Source organism: Metapseudomonas boanensis (assembly GCF_018704125.1).
Taxonomy (GTDB): Bacteria; Pseudomonadota; Gammaproteobacteria; order Pseudomonadales; family Pseudomonadaceae; genus Metapseudomonas; species Metapseudomonas boanensis.
Map to the genome: position 1 here is coordinate 1 of NZ_JAGTIS010000053.1, position 1315 is coordinate 1315.

The following is a 1315-nucleotide window of genomic DNA, read 5'->3' on the forward strand; positions in this document are numbered from 1 at the left end:
ATCAGAAGAAGCCCAGCGGATTGATGTCGTAGCTGACCAGCAGGTTCTTGGTCTGCTGATAGTGGTCGAGCATCATCTTGTGGGTTTCACGGCCGACGCCGGATTTCTTGTAACCCCCGAAGGCGGCGTGAGCCGGGTAGAGGTGATAGCAGTTGGTCCAGACGCGGCCGGCCTTGATGGCGCGCCCCATGCGGTAGGCGCGATTGATGTCGCGCGTCCACAGACCGGCGCCCAGGCCGAACTCGGTGTCGTTGGCAATCGCCAGGGCTTCGGCTTCATCCTTGAAGGTGGTGACGCCCACTACCGGCCCGAAGATTTCCTCCTGGAACACACGCATCTTGTTGTGCCCCTTGAGCAGGGTCGGCTGGATGTAGTAGCCGGTGGCCAGGTCGCCTTCCAGTTTCTCGGCTGCACCGCCGGCCAGCAGCTCGGCGCCTTCCTGCTGAGCGATCTCGAGGTAGGAGAGGATCTTCTCGAACTGCTGCTGCGAGGCTTGGGCGCCAACCATGGTCTCGGTGTCCAGCGGGTTGCCGCGTTTGATCGCTTTGACCTTCTTCATCACCTCGGCCATGAACGCCGGGTAGATGGATTCCTGGACCAGTGCGCGGGACGGGCAGGTGCACACCTCGCCCTGGTTGAAGAAGGCCAGCACCAGGCCCTCGGCGGCTTTCTCGATGAAGGCGGGCTCGGCCTGCATGATGTCTTCGAAGTAGATGTTCGGGCTCTTGCCGCCCAGCTCCACGGTGGAGGGGATGATGTTCTCGGCGGCGCACTTGAGGATGTGCGAGCCCACCGGAGTCGAGCCGGTGAAGGCGATCTTGGCGATACGCTTGCTGGTGGCCAGGGCCTCACCCGCTTCCTTGCCAAAGCCTTGCACCACGTTGAGCACGCCGGCCGGCAGCAGGTCGCCGATCAGCTCCATCAGCACCGCAATGCCCAGAGGGGTCTGCTCGGCGGGCTTGAGTACGATGCAGTTGCCGGCGGCCAGGGCCGGGGCCAGCTTCCAGGCGGCCATCAGCAGCGGGAAGTTCCACGGGATGATCTGTCCGACCACACCCAGCGGCTCGTGGATGTGATAGGCCACGGTGCCTTCGTTGATTTCGGCGGCACCGCCTTCCTGGGCGCGGATGCAGCCAGCGAAGTAGCGGAAATGGTCGGCGGCCAGCGGGATGTCGGCGTTGAGGGTTTCGCGCACGGCCTTGCCGTTATCCCAGGTTTCAGTGACAGCCAGCACTTCGAGATTCTGCTCGATGCGATCGGCGATCTTCAGCAGGATGTTCGAGCGATCCTGGACCGAGGTGCGGCCCCAGGCATC

At 63.5% G+C, this 1315-nt stretch carries 1 protein-coding gene; it reads right to left on the bottom strand.

The annotated features are described in order from the left end of the window. Window position 1: 1 nt before the first annotated feature. Window positions 2-1315: aldehyde dehydrogenase family protein (locus J7302_RS26250; RefSeq protein WP_215381772.1), on the bottom strand; the 1314-nt coding region annotated here is incomplete at its 5' end.